Here is an 18119-nt window from a genome sequence, read left to right on the forward strand (position 1 = left end):
CACTGAAACGGCCGCCGAAACACAAACCGCACCGCATCAGCAGACATCGCAAACAACGCCCCGACCGCCTGCATCGGGCCCGCCAAATTCCGCAACGGCGGCAGACCCGCAGACCACCGCTCTGGCCCACTAGCTTGCGCCACTGCCGTCTCCCTCCAGGATGGTCACCGCCGCCACCGCGGTGGGCCCGCCAATGTTATGGGCAAGGCCGATCCGCGCGCCGTCAACCTGGTTGGTGGCTTCGCCGCGGAGTTGTGCGAAGAGCTCGACACACTGCGCGACACCGGTCGCGCCGGGCGGATGGCCTTTGGCCTTCAGCCCCCCACTCGGGTTCACGGGCAACCCCCCGCCGATCGTCGTAACTTCGGCTTCGACGAGTTTGTGGCCCCCGTACCTCTCGGCGAATCCCAGATCTTCATAGCTGATCAGCTCGATGCCCGTGAAGAAATCGTGAACTTCCGCCACATGAACTTCGCCAGGAACAAGACTGGCCATCTCAAAAGCCTGCTTGGCGGCGCGCACCGTCGCCGGCATCGTGGTCATATCGGCCTTGTGTTGGTGCATCACGGAGTCGAGGCCGAGTCCGACTCCGCGAATCCATACCGGGCGATTTGTGAATCGGTCGACGACGTCTTCCGCGGCGAGGATCAGAGCGGCCGCACCGTCGCTTTGCGGCGCGCAGTCGTACAGCCGAAACGGGGTGACGACGATCGGCGCTTGCATCGCCTGTTCCACGGTGATCTCGAATCGCAACCGTGCCTTGGGGTTGCTCACACCGTGCCGGTGGTTCTTCACCGCGATCATGGCGAGGTGCTCCGGAGTCGCCTGCGTCTCATGCAGATAGCGCCGGACGTGCAACGCGAATCCGGCGGGCGAGACCACTCCGAGCGGGTAGTCCCAGGCCATGTCGCGGGCCATCGCCTCCCACTCCCACAGCATGTCCCGCGACGTGGTGTCCCGCAGCTTGTCGGCGCCCATCACCAGCGCGACGTCGAATGCTCCGGAAGCGACACCGAACAGCGCGTTGCGGATCGCGTCGTTGCCTGTCGCGCAGGAGTTTTCGACACGCGTCACCGGCAGGTCGGGAAGACCGAGCGAGTCGGCCAGGATGCCCGCCGGGAAACCATCGGCGGTACCCATGGCACCGAACCAGGCGGCCTCGAGGTCCGACGTCTTCAGCCCCTTGTCGACGCTGGCCGCGCACTCGGCGAAAGCCATCGGCAGAAGGTCCTTGAGTCCGAGCGCGAAATGCTCGCCGAACGCGGTCATACCGGCGCCGACGACTGCTACGCGCCTCATGCCGCCACCGGTTCCGGCTCGAACATGTAGCCGTAGTCGGGGACACCGGAGCGCACTGCGACGCGGCGCAGCGCCAGGCGACCGCGAGTACCGATGTCCACCGACCCCGGTTCAGCCCCGGTCACCTTGACCAACGCCCGCACGCCGACTCCGTCGAGTTCGACGATCGCCAGGGAGTACGGCGTCCGCAGGCCGGGTACCGGCATGTGCACCGTCGTCTCCGTGTAGACGGTTCCGGTGCGCGGCAACGGAACCAGCTCGTAACGCGTCGACAGGGTGGCATCGTCGGCCACCCGGTAGCGCGGCGGGAAATCGAGTCCATCGGAGTCGGGGTGGCGTCCGGCCTCCCAGCGCACCTTGGCCTCGAACGCGCGCTCGTAGGCGGCGAGTGAGATCGGGATCTGGGCGTCACCGGCGATAGTGCCCGCGGGTTGTGGACGCGCGGTTGGCTCGCGCCGGTGCAACTCCGCGACCCCGCCTGTGACCGTGATCCCGGACAGACTCGCCTGTTCGACGGCGACGAGCGGACCGGTCGAATTGCCTTCGGCCATACCGGCCAGCGCGAACAAGCCGGCGCTCGCGCCGGTGGTGGGCAGCGGGGGCGGGTCCCCGATCGTCAGCTCGGCCGCCCACGAATGGTCCACACCGGCGACCGCGGCGGGGGTGTCCAGCCAGGCCGCCTCCAGTGAGGCGATGAGCCCACGCTCGTGTAGGAGGCGGGGGTCGCCGTAGTCGTGTACGCCACCGGTTGCCTTGCGGGTGCGCACGGGAAGGCTGCGCGCCACGCGGGCCGCGGTACGCACCTGCAGTCCCCGTTCGGCGGTGAGTATCGCGGCCGCTCCGGCCGGATTGAGGTCGGTTCCGATGATCAAGGTCCGCGGCCGCGCCGAGCTGCACGCGTCGAGCGTCGCCGGCGCACCACCGAGGCGCTCGTCGACCTCGAGCTCGGGGTCCAACCCGAGTCCGGCGAGCAACACCGCCGCATTGCTGCTGTCGAGCAGCGGCAGGTCACGGCTGACCAGCACCACCCGTTCGACGGCCCCGCTGGCGATCAGTGCCGCCCGTCCCGCCTCGACGGCGAGGGTTACGGCGTCCTCGTCGTCACCCGGCTCGCGATGTAGCGGCGTACCCCAGCACGGCAGGTAAGTGCCGATCGAGGCGACGTAGGGCATGGGCGGGCTCTCGGGTCTAGGTGACGGCGCCGGCCGTCTTCAGCTCGATGATGCGGTCCCAGTCCAAGCCGAGTTCCAGCAAGATCTCGTCAGTTTGCTGGGCGAATGCCGGTGCGGGTCCGGTCTGGGGAGCGCTGACATCGAACTGAACCGGGTTGGCAACCAGTTCGAGCTCACCGGCCCGCACCAGATAGTCGTTGGCGCGGATCTGGGCGTCCTCGGCGGCCTGCAGCGTGTCCTGCACCGGGGCCCACGGGCCCAGCAGCGTCGCGAACCGCTCGCTCCACTCCGCGAGCGGTCGCTTCGACATCGTCTCCTTCAGGATCTCCGCTGCCGCCTCGGTGTTTTCGGCGATCGACTCCGCTGTCGCGAAGCGCGGGTCATCGGCGAGATCGTCGAGGCCCATGTGCTTGCAGACGTCTGCCCAGAACTTCGTGGGCTGCATCATCACGAACGAGATGTAGCGGTCGTCGGCGGTCGGGTACAGCCCCACGAGCGGGTTGATCGGTGAGCCGTGCACACCGGGCGGGAAGGCCTCCATGCGCTGGCCGAGGTGATTGGTCAGCGCGACCGTGTGCCCGAGCGACCAGAGCCCGCTGCCCAGTAGGGACACGTCGACGACCGAAGGCTCGCCGGTGCGTTCGCGCTTGAGCAGGGCCGCGGCGATACCGCCCGCGAGGTTCGTGCCCGAGATCGTGTCGCCGTAGGCGGGTCCCGGCGGACCAACCATGCCCGGCGTGCCGGGCGGCGTGATGGTGGCCGCGGTACCCGCGCGGCACCAGAACGCGGTCATGTCGTACCCGCCCTTGACGGATTCCTCGCCACGCGGCCCGAGTGCGCTGCCCCTGGCGTAGATGATGGTCGGATTCACCGCCCGGATGTCGTCGACGTCGATGCCGAACCGCTGCCGGTGCCCCGGAAGGAAACTGGTCAGGAAGACGTCCGCCCGCCGGGCCAGTTCAAGCAGCACCTCTTTGCCTTCGGGCACCGACATGTCGAGCCCGATGCTGCGCTTGCCACGGTTGGCGTGCTCGATGTTGGGATTGGGATCGCCCTCCACGCGCAGCAGGCCGGTCTGCCGCAGCCCCCGTTGCGGATCACCGGTCACCGCGTGTTCGACCTTGACCACGTCGGCGCCCCACTCCCGCAGCACCGCACCTGCCGACGGGACGAACCCGTACATCGCGACTTCCAGGACGCGAATGCCGTCCAACGGTCCACTCATCAGCCGGTCACCACCGTCGCGAACGTCTTGGACTCGAGAAACTCGTCGAGGCCGGCCCTGCCCATCTCTCGGCCGATGCCGGACTGCTTGTATCCACCGAAAGGACTGTCGGGGCTGAAGTAGTTGCCGCCGTTGATGGAGAACGTTCCCGTGCGGATGCGACGGGCGACCGCGAGCGCGCGGTCCTCGCTGCCGAACACGGCGCCGGACAGGCCGTAGATGGAGTTGTTGGCGATCCGGACCGCATCGTCGTCGTCCTCGTAAGCGATGACCACGAGTACCGGCCCGAACACCTCCTCCTGGGCGATCTCGCTGTCGGGGTCGACGTCGGTCAGCAGCGTCGGCGTATAGAAGTAGCCCGGGTCGACCTTCTCGCCGCCAGTCACCAGCTTGGCCCCGGACTCGACCGCCCGCTTGACCATGCCGTCGACCTTTTCGCGCTGCTTCTCGCTGATCAGTGGTCCCATGTAGGTGCCTGGTTCGGCCGGATCGCCGTAGCGGACCAGTCCGAAGTTGTTCTTGACCAGCTCGACGATCTCGTCGTGGTGTGTGCGCGGCACCAGCAGCCGCGACGTCAGCGCGCAGCCCTGACCGGCGTGGGTGACCATGCTGAAGGCGCTGAACAATGCGGCCATGGTGAAGTCGGCGTCGTCGAGCACGATCGCCGCCGATTTGCCGCCCAGCTCGAGGAAGACCTTCTTCAGAGTCTCGCTCGCGGCAGCCATGATCCGGCGCCCGGTCGGGGTCGACCCGGTGAACGTCACCATGTCGACGTCCGGGCTGCTGGTCAGCGCGGCGCCCACCTCGGGATCGGCGCCGCTGAGCACGTTGACCACACCGGCGGGAATGTCGGTGTGGTTGGCGATCAGCTCACCGAGCGCGAGCGTGATCAACGGGGTATCCGGAGCGGATTTCAGAACCACGGTGCAGCCGGCCGCCAGCGCCGGTGCCAGCTTCGCGAGTGCGAGCTGATTGGGGTAGTTGTAGGCGATGATCGCGGCCACCACGCCTGCGGCTTCCTTCTCCACCCATCGGTGATGCTGCAAACCGCGGCTTTCGATGTTCCCGAGATCCTCGGTCATCGGATACGTCTTCAACAGCTCGGCGTAGTACCGCACGATCTCGATCGGCTGGTCCAGCTGCGCACCCTGGCACAGCGCTTCGGTCGCGCCGACTTCGGCGATCGTCAGCGCGGCGAGTTCGTCACGGTGCTCGACGAGCGCCCGGTGGAACTGCTCGAGGCACCGGATGCGCAGTTCGGTGTTGGTCGACCAGTCGGTTTCGTCAAAGGCTCGACGCGCGGCGGCGACGGCCGCTCCGACGTCGGCGACGGTGGCATCCGGTGCCTGCCCGAGCACTTGGCCGGTGGCGGGGTTGATCGAAGGAAACGTCCGGGAGGTCTCGAGCAGCTGTCCGCCGATCAGCAGCCGGCGGTCGACGCCGACGGTTCCGGCGGCACGTTCCTCACTCGAGACGAGGGTCGCTTCCTGCATCATCCTCCTCAGAAAGTGCTGGGGTTCTCACGTGGGGTTCTCGCAGTGTGATGGAAACTCCATTCTCATCACCGGCGAATCATACATTCGCACAGAGAGAACTCAAGAGAATGATCGGTATCGCCGCTGCCTGCGGATTGCGGTGCGACAATCATCGGTCGAACGTCTCACCGGTGCGTATCACCAGCGCCTCGTGTCTTGCGGAGTCGCAAGAGCCGAGAGTACGGTTCTCATAATCGAAAGGACGATTCTTGATGACGTCGCACACGCGTGGGGGTACCGCCCGCCCGAAGGGCAGGGGGAGAGCGAAATGACAGACGCCCAGGCGGAGGCATGAAGAACGCCGTCGTGACCGGAGGCGGTTCGGGGATCGGGCTGGCCGTCGCGCAACGTCTGCGCGCCGACGGCATGCACGTCGCGACCATCGACGTCAATCCGTCGGACGCCGACTTCGCCTTCACCGCAGACGTGACCGACCGGGCTCAGGTCGAGCAGGCGCTCGACGCCATCCGCGCCCAACTCGGGCCCGTCACGGTGCTGGTGAACGCCGCCGGGCTGGAGAAGTTCAAGCGGTTCACGGATCTGAAGTTCGAGGACTGGCAACGCGTGATCGACGTCAACCTCAACGGCGTGTTCCACTGCGTCCAGGCGGTCCTGCCCGACATGATCGACGCCGGCTGGGGCCGCATCGTGAACATCTCGTCGTCCAGCACCCATTCCGGTCAGCCCTACATGGCCCCGTATGTGGCCGCCAAGTCCGCGGTCAATGGGCTCACCAAGTCGCTCGCGTTGGAGTACGGGCCCTCCGGCATCACCGTCAACGCCGTACCGCCCGGCTTCATCGACACCCCGATGCTTCGCAAGTCCGAGGAGCGCGGCTACCTGGTGGTGCAACAGAACATCGACTCGACACCCGTGCGCCGCATCGGCAAGCCCGAAGACATCGCGGCCGCCTGCGCATTCCTGGTCTCCGACGAGGCCGGATACATCACCGGACAGATTCTGGGCGTCAACGGCGGCCGAAACACATAGCGGCTACAAGTAATAGGGAAAGGATCCTCAGTGGGACGCGTACAGGGAAAGGTCGCATTCGTCACCGGAGCGGCGCGCGGGCAGGGGCGCAGCCATGCGCTCCGGCTGGCTGAGGAGGGCGCCGACATCATCGCGGTCGACCTCTGCGAGAACATCGACACCATCGGCTATCCGATGGCCACACCGGAGGATCTCGAGGAGACCGCGGCCTTCATCGAGAAGACCGGCCAGCGCGTGGTCACCGCCAAGGCCGACGTGCGTGAAGCCTCCCAGCTGAAGGCGGCACTCGAGGACGGCATCGCCCAGCTCGGTGGGCTCGACATCGTCGTCGCCCAGGCCGGTGTCGCGGGGATGAAAGGCCAACCGCCCCTGCAGGCGTGGATCGACGTCATCAACACCAACCTGATCGGGACCATCAACGCAATCCAGGTGTCGCTGCTGCACCTCAAGGAAGGCGCGTCGATCATCGCGACCGGTTCCACCGCGGCGCTGATGGACACTCACCAGAAGAACGACCCGGGCAACGACCCCGGGGGCATGGCCTACGTGCACTCCAAGCGCGCGCTGTCGGCTTACGTCCACGACCTGGCCACCGAGCTCGCGCCCCGCGGAATCCGGGCCAACGTCGTGCATCCCACCAACTGCAACACCAACATGCTGCAGAGCGAGCCGATGTACCGCTCGTTCCGGCCGGACCTCGAGAAGCCCGAACTCAAGGATGCCGAACCGGTCTTCTACGTCCAGCAGGCCATGAAGGTGCCGTGGGTCGAGCCGGTGGACATCAGCAACGCGGTGCTCTGGCTCGCCTCCGACGAGGCCCGCTTCGTCACCGGCGCGCAGCTGCGGGTCGACGCCGGCGGCTACTTGAAGTGGTACGACTACCACAACTGAGCGGAGGGGTTGCGACAGTGAAGGTTTGGGTTGACGGGACGCGCTGCCAGGGCCACACCCTGTGCGCGATGATCGCCCCCGACTCGTTCGAGCTCGATGATGTCGACGGCCATGCGTCGGCGGTGCACGAAGTGGTGCCGCCCGATCAGGAGGACCTGGTGAGGGAGGCCGCGCATTCATGTCCGGAGCAGGCGATCGTCATCGAATGACGGTGTTGCCGACCGCCAAGGAACCAATAGGAGACACGCCGTGACCATCGACGGCAGCGATGTCGCGACCGACGACGACCGCAAGAAGAACAGATACCATTTCGACCGGCACACGCCGGAATACCGCCTGCAGTTCGAGAAGATCACCGAAGAGATGCACTCCCGGTGTCCATTGGCGTGGACCGACACCTACAACGGGCACTGGGTGGCGGCGGGCAGCAAGGAGGTATTCGAGCTCGCCCGCTGCCCCGCGGTGTCGAATCATCACGACATCACGGGCGAGACACCGTTCCAGGGCATCACGATCCCGAAAGCCAGTCGTGCCACCGTGGTTCGCGGTGGGATCCTGGAAATGGACGAGCCCGAACACAGCGCATACCGCGGTGCGCTGAACCCGTATCTGTCGCCGGCGGCCATCAAACGCTGGGAACCGTTCGTCGACGAGATCACCCGCGCGGCACTCGATGAGCACATCGAGTCGGGCCGGATCGACTTCGTCGAGCACCTCGCCAACGTCGTGCCCGCGGTGTTCACGCTGGCGATGATGGGCATCGACCTCAAGAAGTGGAACGTCTACAGCGAGCCGACCCACGCCTCGGTGTACACGCCCGAACACGCCCCCGAGCGGGAGAAGATCAACGAACAGCACCGCGAGATGGGGATCGACCTCATCAACAACATGATGGAGATCCGGGAGAACCCGCGGCCCGGACTGGTGAATGCGCTGCTGCAGTTGCGGATCGATGGGGAACCTGCGCCGGACATGGAGATCCTCGGCAACCTGGGGCTGATCATCGGCGGCGGGTTCGACACCACCACGGCACTGACCGCGCATGCCCTTGAGTGGCTCGGGGAACACCCCGACGAGCGCGAGCGCCTCAGCCGCGAGCGCGACACCTTGTTGCACCCCGCCACGGAGGAGTTTCTGCGGTTCTTCACGCCTGCGCCCGGCGACGGCCGGACATTCGCCGAAGACGTCGAGGTCGAAGGTCAGCAGTTCAAGAAGTTCGAGCGACTGTGGCTGTCGTGGGCGATGGCCAACCGCGATCCCTCGGTGTTCGAGAAGCCGAACGAGGTGATCCTGGACCGTAAGGGCAACCGGCACTTCAGTTTCGGTATCGGGGTGCACCGCTGTGTGGGCTCCAACGTGGCCCGCACGGTGTTCAAGTCGATGCTGACCGCCGTGTTGGACCGCATGCCGGATTATTTGTGCGACCCCGAGGGCACCGTTCACTACGACACCATCGGGGTGATCCAGGGCATGCGTAACCTCCCCGCCACCTTCACTCCCGGCAAGCCATTGGGGCCGGGGCTCGACGAGACGTTGGAGAAGCTTCAGCGCATCTGCAATGAGCAGGAACTGGCCCGGCCGATCACGGAACGGAAGGAAGCGGCCGTCATTACCTGAACCGCGCTCGCCACGGGTGCGAAGGTGCTTTGATGGGCAGCGGGCGGGGACATGGGAGGAAATCGGTGACCCGGTTGAGGATCTTCGTCGCAGCGGCTGCGCTCATGGTCGCCGCGAGCATCGTCGCTCCACAGCAGGCCCAGGCCATGATGCCGCTGGGCAACTACGATCTGCAGACCAACCGCTACACACAAGCGTCGTGGTTCTGGTACGTCACCAACTGCTGGCCGAACAAGGAGCCGGACTGCGTGAAAGTCAGCGCAGGTCCGCGGTTGAAGTTCTACGCGTACTACGATGGAGAGGCGCGCCTGGTCAACGGTCGGTACACCATGACCGTCGACGTCCCTGACGGCTTGATCTGTCCAGGCCAACGACTCCCGACTCGGGAAACCTACTCGTGGGATGAGATCTCACTGGTTGGCACCATCGAGTCTCATTACAACGTCGGCTGTTTCAACGGCCCACCGGGTATGCAGTTCTGGACGTTCAAGCTGCAGCGGCTGTAGTTCCTTGGGCGGATTCGTCGGGCTCCTGAATCACGCGCCCGGCGGCGGAACGAAGCCGCCCAGCACCCGTTCGATCCCGCGGGCGACCGCCAGCGTCGTGCGGTCCTCCAGGTAAGGTCCGACCACCTGAAGACCGACGGGCAGTCCTTCAGCGGTGCGTCCGACCGGTACCGCTGTTGCCGGTAGGTAGGCAACGGTCGGCAACCCGACCCAGCCGAAAAGGTCCAAATACGGACGGCTTCCGCTGGCCACCACCAGAGCCCGGTCCGCCATGGGCTCGAGGTGGTCGTGGGGTATGGCGGGCACCATGGCCACCGGCATGATCAACGCGTCGACCTGGCGAAAGTAGTTCCACATCTGCGCTCGCATCTGCTGCCGTCGCTCGTCGGCCACCAGCCAGTCCCGGTGATGCAGCGTTGACGACGGGTCCATCAGGGGGTAGAGCAGTTCCATGTGCAGCCTGACCACTTCGGGCAGGCTCACCGGCGGCGCCGCGTCGACCAGGTTGGCGCCGGCGTCGGCCAACGCCGCCACCGCGGACTCGAGTACCGCCGCGACGTCGCCCTCAACGGGATACGCCGGATCGTCGAGCCAGGCGGCGATGCGCAACCGGCCCAACGTCGATGCGCGCGGCGGTGGCAACTGAAGGCGCCAGCCGGTCGCATCAGCCACGGACGGGCCCGCCAGGATGTCCAGCGCCAGTCCCAGATCGGCGACATCGCGTGCCAGCGGCCCGATCACCGCGAGGTCGGCCGCCGCCAGCGCGCCCGGCTCCGGTGGTAGATGGCCCCGCTGCGGGACGAGTCCCCAGCTCGGCTTGTGCCCGCACACCCCACACCAGTTTGATGGCAGCCGAATCGATCCGGCGATGTCACTGCCGAGTTCGAGAGCGGTCAGCCCTGCGGCGAGCGCGACGGCCGCACCCCCTGATGAACCGCCGCTCGATCGCGTTGTATCCCACGGGTTGTTGGTGACGCCGAAGATGGGATTGACGGTCTGCCAGTCAGCGACCATCGCGGGAACATTGGTTTTCCCGAAGACAATTGCGCCGGCATCGCGGAGCCTGCCCACCGCGTCGGCGTCACGTTCCGGCACCCGATCCCACGCCGGGACGCCACACGTTGTGCGGATGCCCGCGGTCTCGAACGAGTCCTTGACGGTCATGGGAATTCCGTGCAGCGGGCCGACCGCCTCGTCACGGGCCGCGGCCGCATCCGCGGCGTCCGCCGCGCGTCGCGCGCCGTCCACATCAAGGGTCACAACGGCGTTCAGCGCCGGGTTCAGCCGTGCGATGCGGTCCAGATAGAGGTCGAGCAGCTCGCGACTGCAGAAGTCTCGACGGCGGATCCCTTCCGCCAGCCGATGGGCCGGCCACAACGCGACGTCGTCCATGATTGGTCCTTTCCTCCGCGACAGACGCATGATGCCCCTGATCGTCGGCCTGTCGAGACGGCTAGCGGCGCAGGAAGGCTTTTCATCCGCTGTAGCGCCGCCGTACGCCGCGGAACCGTTCCCACATCTGCGCGGTGCGTTGGGCTGGCGTCACGGTCGCGGTATCGGGAGGCAGCGCGTCGGCGAGTTCGGCCCGGTTGACCAACCGGGTGTGCAGGGTTGCGGGTTCCCCGGCGAGCATGTGCCGGTAGGTGAGGTTGCCTCGCTCGAAACCCTGGGTGGCCAGCCAGTTGTGGTAGCCGGGGTCGTCGTGTGACAGCACGAGGCGCACCACGCCGTCCGGATCGACCGCCGTGCGGCTCGGCGTGTAACTCACCGGGCGGTAGAGATAATCCATGCTGGTGAAGAACGGCCCCATGTTGGTCAGCATCCACAGCCCGTCGTGGGCGTCGAACTCGACGATCAGCGCCTCGTCGGGCGCCAGCCGCCAATGCATGTTCGTCGCCGCGCGACCGCGTCTTGCGTCGGCACCGGTCGGCGTCATCTCCGGGAACCGGTTGGGGTGCTCGGCGTCGACACCGCCGCGCGTGAACGAATACTCGGGCCAGTCGCTCATCATCCCGCTGAGGAAGTCACCCGCCCATTCCATGGCGGTGACCATGTCCGCCGGCGTGGGCACCGGCCTGGGAGCGGCCATGTCGACGCGCTCGATGCGCATCCGGGCGGGTCGCTCCTCCCAGCGGTCGAAGCCTTGGCGAATGAACAGCTTGCGTGACCCGGGTGTCGTGGGCAGCCAGTTCGGTCCCCGTTGCGGACCACCGATGTAGATCTCGAAACCGCCGTCGTCCTCTGTCTTCAGTTGCGCGCCAGTCAAACTCGCTTCCGGCGCATCTCCGAACGGTTCGTGCAGAACGCCGCGACCGTCGGGGCGGGGCCCCTGCACCGTGATATTGAGAAAGGAAGCGGTGCCACGCTCGCCGACGATCCGGTACACCGAGGTCCCGTCGATCCACGCCTGCTGGTACAGGAAGTCCGCACAGTCTCCGCCGAGCTTCCTGGTCGGGTGGCAGAAGGTGTGGATCTCGGGGTACCGGGTGTTGCGGGTCTCGAGCGCAAGGTCGAACGCCTGCCCGAGATTCTGGGTGAGGAAGCGGAAGCCGTCCGCCCGGTGGATTCCCGTGGCGCCATTGTGGTCCTTGAAGACCCGCTCCCCCGCCTGCTTCAGCCGATCGCAGAACCCGTCCCATGCCGATTTCAGCGCGGCATCATCCGGACCGTCTCCGAACGCCATTCGGTTCCCCTAGCCGTCGAGTTCTTCCAGAATGGCCGATACCACGTCACAGGCGCGGCGCGCCGCCTCGAAGCGGCCTTCCCGCTCGATGCGCGGCCCGATCAGTTCCAGGTCGAAGCCGTGCCGATAGCCTGACTCGAGTACCGACGAGATGAACGGCGTGATCGGGATGGCGCCGTCGCCGGGTACCGCTCGAGCGGGCAGCGCACGGTCGCCCAGGACATAGTCGCTCAGCTGGATGACCTCGGTTCGTGGCAGTGCCCGCTGCACCAGTGCCATCAGGTCCGCCTCCGCCCAGCAGTGGAACAGGTCGATGCAGACGCCGAGTCCGGTCGCCTCGGCGAGGGTGATCGTGTCACGCAGCGTGTGCGTGATGTGGATGTCGGCGTACAAGCTCGACGCGTTCTCGATCGCCAGCGCGACGCCTGCCTGTTCGGCCGCCCGCACGCACGGTGTCACGGCGTCACGGAACCGGTCCGCCGCCTGCTCCCAGGTGAGGCCTCCACGCCCGCCGGTCAGCATGTAGATGACCCGGGCGTCCACGGTGTGAGCCTCATCGATCACTCGCAAGAGGGAGTCCCGGGAGGAGAACAGGTGGTACACCGTCTCCACCGAATATCCCTCGCCGGCAACCACACTCGGCAGCTCCGGTTCGGACAGCTGCGAGTCGATCAGGCTGAGCCGCCGCACTCCCAACGCTCGCCAATGCTGCACCAGTTCGCTCAGCGGCGCCCCGTAAAACGTGACGCTGTGAACCGAGAGCCGCTCGTCGGGCACCTCAGCCCCGGTTCTCGATCGGCACACCGAAACGTTCTCGGAACGGGCGAAATTCTTCGTGCAAGGCGCCGAGATCCTCGCCGATATCGGTGAGCAGCGCGGTCGAGTAGCGAAACTTGCCGTGCCGATCGCCGGGGTTGTCGGCCAGGTATCGCCGCATGGCGGCCTCTGCCGCGGCGCTCAGCGGTCGACCGTGAAAGTCGTAGTAGCGGCGCACAGTTCCGACCTGGTCGGCGATGAAGTCGGTGTAGCGCACGTGCAGGATCCGTGGATCGTCCACCATCGGGCTGGTCATCGTGTTGGTGATGCTCTCGCGGGTCAGGGCCAGGTGCATCTTCGCGGCGGCATGCAGGTCGACCGGTCCGACGATGCCCTCGAGAATGTCGGCCATCATCATCGTGCGCGACGCAGCGACCTGCACCGGGTCGCGATGCAGCCACATGAGCGTGGCATCGGGGTAGGCGTCGAACAGCTCTTTCAGCCGGAAGCCGTGAAAACCCTTGAGTACCCACTGTTTAGGCGGGCGACGGTACTGGAACTGCTGCAGCATCGCCGTGTGGATGCGGTACTGCGCGGCGGGATCGGTCGGCAGGCCCCCGACGACGGTCTGCATCGGGACGCGCCACCACGCCGTCGGTGTCAGCACCCGGAAGTCGAAGGCCCAGGTACGTTCGTCCTCGGGCAACCCGTCGCCCAGCATGTCGTTGTACGGGTGGCTGTGCAGCCATTTGGGCAGTTTCGTGTTGATCTCGCGCCAATCGGCATCCGCTCGCTCGCGGCGGGGGTCACCGTCTACGGTGCCGGGCGGCGGCGACGGGTACATCACCTCCCAGAACCGCAGCGCGCGGGAGTCCGGGTCCACCGACATCAGCGCGTGCATCAGCGTGGTACCCGACCGCGGCTCGCCGGTGACGAACATCGGCCGCTCGATGACCTCCCCGGCCACCTCGTGGCGTCGACGGTCCTCGAAGAACTCGAGGCGCGAGGTGAGCAGCCAGTGGCACACGTCGACGGCGCGACGCCTGCCGTCGGCGTCCATACCGATCGTGTTCAGGTGGTCGACCACCAACGAGAAGCGTTCGGGCAGAGTGGGATCGCCGTAGTCACGCAGGCCGGTCTCGGCCTCCGCTCGAGCGAGCATCTCCCCCGCCACCAACGGCGCGGTCACTGCACATCTCCGCAGAGTTTCATCAACTCGTCCTCGACTTCCCGCACGTTCTGCGCCGATTGGGCGGTGTACCGCCGGCCCGCCATGGCGCCGTAATCCATGATCTTCGGAACCCGCAAGCCGGCGTCGACGTAGTCCTTGATGACGCGGGCGAGATGCTGCGGTGTGCCGTGTGGAACCATCGCCAGGATCATCTCCGGTTCGACCCGATCGAGGAAGTCGACGATCCGCTCACGGGTGAGCACCGCGGGATCAATGTCCTGGTACCCGCGCCAGTTCTCGCCCATCGGATGTTCGAATCCGGTCTTGCGCAGCACCTCGGCGGACACCTGCAGCAGAAACGACTTCACCAGCGGTGCGTCGAGAATCTCGGCCAGTGCCGCGTCGTCACGCCCCACCAGGCACACCTGAATGAAGCACGGTGTGATCGCCGACGGGTCGCGCCCGGCCCTGTCGGCGGAACGGCGGACAGCAGAAAGCTTTTCGGCGTAGTCGTCGGGTGACCATGCGCCGGTCGGCCACCACCCGTCGGCATAGCGGCCCACGATGTCCAGTGTGCGCGGACCGCTGCCGCCTATCCAGATCGGCGGGAAGCGTCCCTCGTAGGGTTCGGTGTCGAGGCGGGCGTGACGCAGCCGGTAGAACCGGCCCTCGAAATCGACGGGGCCGTCGCTATCCCACAGCAGCCGGATCACGTGCAGCGCTTCTTCGAAACGGCTGACCGGCGCCGTGAAGTCGAAGCCGTATGGGACGGTGTTCTCGGTTTCCCCACTGCCCAGACCGAGGATGAAGCGGCCCTCGGCCAGGTGGTCGATCGTCAGCGCGCTCTGCGCCAGCAACGACGGGTGACGACGCACGGTGTCGACGACACTGGTCGCCAGCGGCACGTTCTTGGTCAACACCGCGGCGGCCGCCGCGACCGCCATACCGTCGAGGTGGCGATGTGGCGACGGCGAAACGGTTGCGAGGTCGGTGAACTCGGGCGTCCAGATCGAGTCTGGCCAGAAGCTGACCATGTGATCGGGCATCCAGATCGAGTGGTATCGGCCGCTGTCGAGGGCGTCGAGCACCGACAGGTCCAGCGGCAGGGTGGTGCGCAGGTACGCGGCGGGCTGAACTCTCACTGACCGCTGACCCCTTCGTGCGCCGAACGTGCGTTACCGTCACGCCAAACCGCCGGACGACGTGGCACAATCCCACACTCGAACGTCACAGCCGGCCCGTCTCTCGCAGAAACGACTGGGTGTGGGCGATGCGACCGGTCAGCGTTTTCGGATCACCGGTGCACAACCGCAACGCCGTCTCGGTGATCAGCGAGATGTCCTCGGTGTCGGTCTTGGCCAGGTCGAGCGCGCCCGCGCCCTCCGTGGCGACAGGGTTGGTCGGCGCGGCGGCGTTGACGGCGATACCGGCGTCGTAGAGTTCGGCCGCAAGGCTTTTCGTCAACCGGTTCAGCGCCGCCTTGACCGCGCCGTACACGCCGAAGCCGGCGGTGCGGTCGAATTCCGAGAACGGCGGCCCGTCGGGCAGGTCGCCGCCGACCGAGGTCACGTTGAGCACCCAGCCGCGTCCGCGTTCGCGCATCGCCGGGATGACCATCTGCGTGAGATGCAGCGGCGCCATCACATGCATCTCGAACATCAGCCGGACCCGTCGCTCAGGGAATTCGTCGAGCGGCCGCAGGAACGTCACGGCCGCGTTGTTGACCAGGATGTCGGGGGCGCCGATGCTGTCGACCACCTCGGCGAACAACCGGGTGCGCTGCTCGCTCTCGGACAGATCCGCCGCCACCGCGATCGCCGATCCGCCCGCGGCTTCTATCTCGTCGAGCGTCTGACGCAGCGAGCCTTGGTATCTCGGGTCGGGTTCGAGCGTTCGGGCGGTCAGAGCGACTGTCGCACCCTCACGCGCCAGTCGCTGCGCGATGGCCTTGCCGAGGCCGCGGCTGCAGCCGGTCACCAAGGCGATCTTTCCGTCACACGACACTGTGGGACCTCCTGGCGTCAGCTTCGCGGAATGCCCGCGAGTTTGTCGGCGAATTTGGCTTCGGCGGCTTCGCGCAGCCGCAGCAGGTGTTCGGACGGGAAGACGTCCGGCGCCGGCTTGACGTCCTTGAGCAGCAGCCGCGCCAGCGTCACCTTGTGCACCTCGGTCGGGCCGTCGGCGAGCCCCAGCACGAACGACTCGGTCAGGTACTGCACGAACGGCATCTCATGGGAGGTGCCGAGCGACCCGTGCAGTTGAAGCGCCCGTGCCGAAACATCGTGTAGCACCTTCTGCATCATCGCCTTGACCGCCGAGATGTCCGCACGCACCGCCTTGTAGTCGTTGTACTGGTCGATCTTCCACGCGGTCTGCAGGGTCATCAGCCGGAACGCCTCGATCTCCATCCACGAGTCGGCGATCATCTCCTGAACCATCTGTTTGTCCGCCAGCATCGAGCCCTGGGTGTAGCGCGAGACCGCCCGCTCGGTGAGCATGTCGAAGATTCGCCGCACCAGTCCGACGGTGCGCATGGCGTGGTGGATCCGCCCGCCGCCGAGCCTGGTCTGGGCGACCACGAACGCGCCGCCGCGTGGCCCGAGCATGTGATCGTCGGGCACCCGCACGTTCTCGTAGCGAACATATCCTTCGCGCCCGCCACCGTCGAGCGGTTGGTAGCCCAATCCCACGTCGCGCAGCACGTTGATGCCGGGCGTGTCACCGGGTACGACGAACATCGAATAGCGCTGGTACGGAGGGGCGTCGGGGTCGGTCATCGCCATCACGATGATGAACGACGCCATGGAGGCGAACGACGAGTACCACTTCTCGCCGTTGATCACCCAGTGGTCGCCGTCGCGGGTGGCCGTGGTGGTGAACACTTTCGGATCGGCGCCGCCGTGAGGTTCGGTCATCGAGAAGCACGACACGATCCGGTTGTCCAGCAGCGGTTCGAGATACCGCTGCTTGAGTTCGGGTGTGCCGTAGTGCGCGAGAATCTCGCTGTTACCGGAATCCGGTGCCTGCGAACCGAACACAATGGGTGCGCATTCGGACCGACCGAGGATCTCGTTGAGCAGCGCCAGCTTGACCTGGCCGTAACCGGGCCCGCCGAGGTGCGCTCCCAGGTGGGTGGCCCACAGCCCGCGCTCCTTGACGAGCTGCTGTAGCGGCGGAATCAGGGCCTGGCGCACCGGGTCGTTGAGATCGTGTGACTCCTTGACGATCAGGTCGATGGGTTCGCATTCATTGCGGACGAACTCCTCCACCCATGCCAGTTGCTCGGCCCATTCGGGGTCGGTCGAGAAATCCCAGGCCACTGTCCGTCCTTCCGTCCGCTCAGCTGTCCGACCACTTCCGCCGTCGTTGCGCGGCCTCATCGGTGGCGTGGCTGAGTACCTGATTGCGGTTCTCCAGCTCCATCGCGGCGGCCAGGCCGGAGGCGTCGGTGTTGGTCTGCAGCGCCCGCTTCGTCAACTGGACACCCAGCGGGGAGAGTCCGGCGATGGTCGAGGCGATCGCCAGCGCGCGCTCGATCAGCCCCTCCGGCGAGACGACCTCGCTGACCAAGCCTCGTCGGTCGGCTTCATCGGCGCTGACGGTGCGACCGGTCAGCATCCAGTCCGCCGCGACGCTGGTGCCGACGATCCTGGGCAGGTGGTAGCTCATGCCCATCTCGGCACCCGAGAGGCCGAGCAGGATCGCGGCGTTGCCGAAAGTCGCTGCGCTCGAGCAGATTCGGATATCGGAGGCCAGGCACAGCGCGAGCCCCGCGCCGACGCACGGCCCGTTCACGGCGGCGACCACCGGCTGCGGCAACGCCCGGATCGCCTGCGGTAGCGCGGCCATCGCCTCCTGGAACCGCATCCGCTCGATGGCGGGGGCCGACGCCCCGAGCGTGCCCGGTCCGAAGTCGCGCACGTCGATTCCGGCGCAGAACCCCCGCCCGGCGCCGGTCAGCACGACGGCGTTGACCGACGTGTCGACCGCGATCTCGGCGAAGGTGAGCGACAGTTCGTCGCGCATGACTTCGTTGATCGCATTGAGCTGCTTGGGCCGGTTGAGTTGCAGGACAACGATGCCCGGGCGCTCACGGTCGACGACCAACGTCTCGGTCATGTCAGACCGGTTCGATGGTGGTGGCGGTGCCCATGCCACCGCCGGTACACATGGTGACCAGTCCGGTGGTCAGGTCGCGGCGTTCGTGCAGGGCACCGTCCGCCCGGCCACGACCCGTCGGTGTGCGTACCGCGTCGACTGTCCAGGCGTCCATG

General features: G+C 66.6%; 18 protein-coding genes and 1 pseudogene. 5 read left to right on the forward strand and 14 right to left on the reverse strand.

What is annotated here, in order from left to right; translation table 11 throughout:
- The 5 genes and pseudogenes from AU193_RS23700 to AU193_RS21670 all read right to left on the reverse strand — a co-directional run.
- Nucleotides 1–143 (reverse strand): annotated as a pseudogene (locus tag AU193_RS23700) (ABC transporter permease); the annotation flags it as partial.
- Nucleotides 130–1299 carry a thiolase gene (locus tag AU193_RS21655; protein WP_064424446.1) on the reverse strand — a complete coding sequence of 390 codons (1170 nt, stop codon included), beginning with the start codon at nt 1297–1299 and terminating at the stop codon, nt 130–132. The gene AU193_RS21655 and the pseudogene AU193_RS23700, both read right to left, overlap by 14 nt.
- Nucleotides 1296–2471 carry an OB-fold domain-containing protein gene (locus AU193_RS21660; RefSeq protein WP_064424447.1) on the reverse strand — a complete coding sequence of 392 codons (1176 nt, stop codon included), beginning with the start codon at nt 2469–2471 and terminating at the stop codon, nt 1296–1298. Before AU193_RS21660 ends, AU193_RS21655 begins: the two co-directional genes overlap by 4 nt.
- Before the next feature lie 16 nt (nt 2472–2487).
- Nucleotides 2488–3696 (reverse strand): CaiB/BaiF CoA-transferase family protein, encoded by a 1209-nt coding sequence (locus AU193_RS21665; RefSeq protein ID WP_064424448.1) that lies wholly within the window; start codon nt 3694–3696, stop codon nt 2488–2490.
- Nucleotides 3696–5189 (reverse strand): aldehyde dehydrogenase family protein, encoded by a 1494-nt coding sequence (locus AU193_RS21670; RefSeq protein WP_064424610.1) that lies wholly within the window; start codon nt 5187–5189, stop codon nt 3696–3698. The genes AU193_RS21665 and AU193_RS21670 overlap by 1 nt, the downstream gene beginning before the upstream one ends.
- Nucleotides 5190–5522: 333 nt before the next feature.
- On the opposite strand from AU193_RS21670, the gene AU193_RS21675 reads away from it, so the two are divergent.
- The 5 genes from AU193_RS21675 to AU193_RS21695 are packed head-to-tail and all read left to right on the forward strand — an operon-like array spanning nt 5523 to nt 9235.
- A complete protein-coding gene (locus AU193_RS21675; RefSeq protein WP_064424449.1) occupies nt 5523–6221 on the forward strand; it encodes an SDR family NAD(P)-dependent oxidoreductase in 699 nt (232 codons plus the stop codon).
- 30 nt (nt 6222–6251) lie between these two features.
- A complete protein-coding gene (locus tag AU193_RS21680; protein ID WP_064424450.1) occupies nt 6252–7112 on the forward strand; it encodes a mycofactocin-coupled SDR family oxidoreductase in 861 nt (286 codons plus the stop codon).
- A gap of 17 nt (nt 7113–7129) precedes the next feature.
- Nucleotides 7130–7321 carry a ferredoxin gene (locus tag AU193_RS21685; protein ID WP_064424451.1) on the forward strand — a complete coding sequence of 64 codons (192 nt, stop codon included), beginning with the start codon at nt 7130–7132 and terminating at the stop codon, nt 7319–7321.
- Nucleotides 7322–7361: 40 nt separating this feature from the next.
- On the forward strand, nt 7362–8729 hold the full coding sequence (locus tag AU193_RS21690; protein WP_064424452.1) for a cytochrome P450: 1368 nt from the start codon (nt 7362–7364) through the stop codon (nt 8727–8729).
- 32 nt (nt 8730–8761) lie between these two features.
- Nucleotides 8762–9235, forward strand: coding sequence for a hypothetical protein (locus tag AU193_RS21695; RefSeq protein WP_064424453.1), 474 nt, complete (start codon nt 8762–8764; stop codon nt 9233–9235).
- Nucleotides 9236–9265: 30 nt separating this feature from the next.
- Here AU193_RS21695 and AU193_RS21700 read toward each other — a convergent pair whose 3' ends face one another.
- The 9 genes from AU193_RS21700 to AU193_RS23290 all read right to left on the reverse strand — a co-directional run bounded on the left by AU193_RS21700 (nt 9266) and on the right by AU193_RS23290 (nt 18118).
- Nucleotides 9266–10627, reverse strand: coding sequence for an amidase family protein (locus AU193_RS21700; RefSeq protein WP_064424454.1), 1362 nt, complete (start codon nt 10625–10627; stop codon nt 9266–9268).
- A gap of 82 nt (nt 10628–10709) precedes the next feature.
- Complete coding sequence (locus tag AU193_RS21705) at nt 10710–11918, reverse strand: DUF1214 domain-containing protein (protein WP_064424455.1); 1209 nt, start codon at nt 11916–11918, stop codon at nt 10710–10712.
- 9 nt (nt 11919–11927) lie between these two features.
- The gene (locus AU193_RS21710; RefSeq protein WP_064424456.1) at nt 11928–12722 is read right to left on the reverse strand and encodes a sugar phosphate isomerase/epimerase; all 795 of its coding nucleotides are present in this window, start codon (nt 12720–12722) and stop codon (nt 11928–11930) included.
- The gene (locus AU193_RS21715; RefSeq protein ID WP_064424457.1) at nt 12697–13863 is read right to left on the reverse strand and encodes a sulfotransferase; all 1167 of its coding nucleotides are present in this window, start codon (nt 13861–13863) and stop codon (nt 12697–12699) included. Before AU193_RS21715 ends, AU193_RS21710 begins: the two co-directional genes overlap by 26 nt.
- Entirely contained in the window at nt 13860–14987 is a 1128-nt protein-coding gene (locus AU193_RS21720; RefSeq protein WP_064424458.1) for an LLM class flavin-dependent oxidoreductase, read from the reverse strand. The genes AU193_RS21715 and AU193_RS21720 overlap by 4 nt, the downstream gene beginning before the upstream one ends.
- Nucleotides 14988–15072: 85 nt before the next feature.
- Entirely contained in the window at nt 15073–15849 is a 777-nt protein-coding gene (locus AU193_RS21725; RefSeq protein ID WP_064424459.1) for an SDR family NAD(P)-dependent oxidoreductase, read from the reverse strand.
- Nucleotides 15850–15866: 17 nt separating this feature from the next.
- Nucleotides 15867–17165, reverse strand: a complete 1299-nt coding sequence (locus AU193_RS21730) for an acyl-CoA dehydrogenase family protein (protein WP_064424460.1) — start codon at nt 17163–17165, stop codon at nt 15867–15869.
- A gap of 19 nt (nt 17166–17184) precedes the next feature.
- Nucleotides 17185–17964, reverse strand: coding sequence for an enoyl-CoA hydratase/isomerase family protein (locus AU193_RS21735; RefSeq protein WP_064424461.1), 780 nt, complete (start codon nt 17962–17964; stop codon nt 17185–17187).
- Between the two features lies 1 nt (nt 17965).
- Entirely contained in the window at nt 17966–18118 is a 153-nt protein-coding gene (locus tag AU193_RS23290) for a hypothetical protein (RefSeq protein WP_156425328.1), read from the reverse strand.
- Nucleotide 18119: the final 1 nt, after the last annotated feature.

Source organism: Mycobacterium sp. GA-1285 (assembly GCF_001499905.1).
Classification (GTDB): Bacteria; Actinomycetota; Actinomycetes; order Mycobacteriales; family Mycobacteriaceae; genus Mycobacterium.